The organism is Pseudoalteromonas sp. S3260, from assembly GCF_005886925.1.
In the GTDB taxonomy this organism is placed as follows: domain Bacteria; phylum Pseudomonadota; class Gammaproteobacteria; order Enterobacterales; family Alteromonadaceae; genus Pseudoalteromonas; species Pseudoalteromonas tetraodonis.
The window spans coordinates 1-2,890 of record NZ_PNCV01000162.1 but is presented as its reverse complement, the minus strand read 5'-3'; the positions used below and the strand labels follow the sequence as shown (position 1 = coordinate 2,890).

The 2,890-nt window shown below is 39.6% G+C and carries 2 protein-coding genes; both read left to right on the top strand.

Features of this window, described 5'->3' with window-relative positions:
- Nucleotides 1-477 precede the first annotated feature (477 nt).
- Nucleotides 478-1,971, top strand: a complete 1,494-nt coding sequence (scpC, locus tag CWC14_RS17545) for a succinyl-CoA:acetate CoA-transferase ScpC (RefSeq protein WP_069439273.1) — start codon at nucleotides 478-480, stop codon at nucleotides 1,969-1,971.
- 169 nt (nucleotides 1,972-2,140) lie between these two features.
- A complete protein-coding gene (locus tag CWC14_RS17540) occupies nucleotides 2,141-2,389 on the top strand; it encodes a hypothetical protein (protein ID WP_008114111.1) in 249 nt (82 codons plus the stop codon).
- Nucleotides 2,390-2,890 lie beyond the last annotated feature (501 nt).

The window sequence follows — 2,890 nt, the reverse complement described above, 5'->3', positions numbered from 1 at the left end:
AAAGGTCAACAGACCCTAATTAATGCTGTACTTTGACTAGGTTCAAACAACCCAGATAAAAAGTTAATTTCTTCGTCAGACAAATCCATGTATTTTCCTTAATACGTAAATTGCAGATTCTATTCCTTACAAGGTTACTGCCCAATGAATGACCAGTTTATTATTTTGTAAGATTTGGCCTGTACGGCTTTATTTTTATACAATTTATAATCTCAGCTTTCCTGGTTGAATTTATAAGTAATTGATTTAAATTAATTATATTTCATTTTAAGCTTGTTTAGTTAAATCACTGAATAAATCTTTTGGTATTCTAACCCCAATAACAGCAATAAGTTAAGTAATAAAGTGTACAAAATTAAAGCGCTCTGCAACGTTTTTATACCAACTATGCGTAAATGAGACTTAGGTCTAGCTTACTAAGCATAAGGAAATACTTAGAATAGCGCCCAAATAATAATGGGGTTTAAGGGGTTCCAAATGCAATTAGAACGAATTCGTCATAGTGATTTACACAACAAAGTGATGTCTGCAGAGCAGGCCAGTTTATTTATTAAAGACGGCATGACCGTGGGCATGAGTGGCTTTACTCGTGCTGGTGAAGCGAAAGCTGTACCACGTGCACTTGCCGAGCGTGTACGTGAAAACCCAATGAAAATTAACCTAATGACGGGCGCGTCATTAGGTAACGACTTAGATAAGCTACTTACTGAATCAGGTGCGTTAGCGCGTCGTATGCCATTTCAGGTAGACAGCACATTACGTAAAGCAATTAACAACGGTGAGGTCATGTTTATTGACCAGCATTTATCAGAAACTGTTGAACAGTTACGTAATCATCAGTTAACTATGCCAGATGTAGCGGTCATTGAAGCCGTAGCTATTACAGAAGAAGGCCATATAGTACCTACAACGTCAGTGGGGAACTCAGCAAGCTTTGCTATTTTTGCTAAAGAAGTAATTGTAGAAATTAACATGTTACATCAGCCAGAGCTTGAAGGGCTGCATGACATATACATTCCATCGTACCGTCCAACGCGTACACCCGTGCCACTAGTGAAAGTAGATGACCGTATCGGTAGTACTGCTATTCCAATAGATCCGGCTAAAATTGTGGGTATTGTATTTACCAATCAAAGTGACTCATTTTCAACAGTAACCGACCCAGATGCCGATACCGCCTCTATAGCACGCCATTTAGTTAACTTTTTTAAAGAAGAAGTAGCACAACAGCGCATGCCTGCAAACTTAGGCCCATTACAAGCGGGTATTGGTAACATAGCCAACGCAGTCATGATGGGTTTACTAGACTCAGATTTTAAAGACCTCACTATGTACTCAGAGGTACTACAAGATTCTACCTTTGACTTAATTGATGCGGGTAAACTTAATTTTGCCTCTGGGTGTTCAATTATTTTATCAGAGCGTTGTAACGCACAAGTATTTAATAACCTTGAAAAGTACCGCGATAAGCTGGTACTTCGCCCACAAGAAATGTCGAATCACCCTGAAATTGTGCGTCGTTTAGGTATTATTGCAATTAACACGGCACTTGAGTTTGATATATATGGCAACGTTAACTCAACTCATGTGTGTGGTACTAAAATGATGAACGGTATTGGTGGTTCAGGCGACTTTGCACGTAATGCGCATGTATCGGTGTTTGTAACTAAATCAATTGCTAAAGGCGGCGCTATTTCAAGCGTGGTACCTATGGTAAGCCATGTCGATCATACCGAGCACGATGTTGATATTTTAGTGACCGAGCAAGGCCTTGCTGATTTACGTGGATTAGCGCCACGCGAACGGGCTGTTGAAGTAATTAAACACTGTGTACACCCCGATTATCGCAACGCTATGCTTGATTACTACGAGCGTGCTTGTGTACGTGGCGGCCATACGCCTCATATTTTAGAAGAAGCATTCAGCTGGCATACCCGCCTTGAACAACAAGGTACAATGAAGCAAAGCTAATACATAAAACCCCGCATTTGCGGGGTTTTTACAAATACTTTTAATTTTGCTTTACAGAATGTTGTTATGACTTTGCCTATAAGGCGGTTTAAGTTTTTACTGTGTGCTGTAAAATAACAGCATATTTTTTACAGACTCGCTATGGCGAGCAACACATAGAGCAACCACAATGGAAAACAAACTAACTGCAATCGACACCCTCGCTGAACTTGAAAGTTTTTTACTGCAAGTTGAAAACGGCGGCTTAGGTTTAACCGGCGTAGCAGGCGTGGGCATGGCGACTAACAATGCTGACGGCAGCCGTTTTGTAGCCGTGTTTGATGACAAGCAACAACTTTTATTAGCACGCGAAATTACCGAAGAGATTTTCCAAAGCGGCCAAGACATGGTGCGCAACGGCGTAGGGCGTAAGCATTAATTCCTTGCTACTAATCTAAAAAGCGCCAAATGGCGCTTTTTTTGTGGTTTATTTTAAACAGCTGTAAAATATAAAATAAATTTATACTAACGGTGCTCTTTGTAATGGTTTTACTATATAGAAACAAATAATCGATAAGGTGAGATTATGATGATTCAACCGTTATTAGGTGTTAGTTAGTATGGACTTTATTGCTATCGCATTTTTCTTATGTGTTTACTATGAAAGTTCAAACCGAGGGCACTCAAAAAACGTTAGATATATTGTTTGATGACGGCATTGTTTCAAATTACACGTTTACCAATGGCACAGCGCCGCAAATGAGTATTAATTAATACTAAGGGCGGTATTTTTAAAAGTCCCGCCCTTAATTCACTCAAAGTAATTAAGCCTAGCGTTCAACAATTACGGCAGTGAATCGCCCCGTGTTTGCCAGAGACTCAATAACTTGAGAAACTGGAACTATGAAAAAATCAAATCGCTATACATCAGAATTTCGTG

Bases quoted from the DNA above. Each gene is read 5' to 3' on its own strand.
- scpC (WP_069439273.1), top strand. From the start codon at position 478: ATGCAATTAGAACGAATTCGTCATAGTGATTTACACAACAAAGTGATG.
- CWC14_RS17540 (WP_008114111.1), top strand. From the start codon at position 2,141: ATGGAAAACAAACTAACTGCAATCGACACCCTCGCTGAACTTGAAAGT.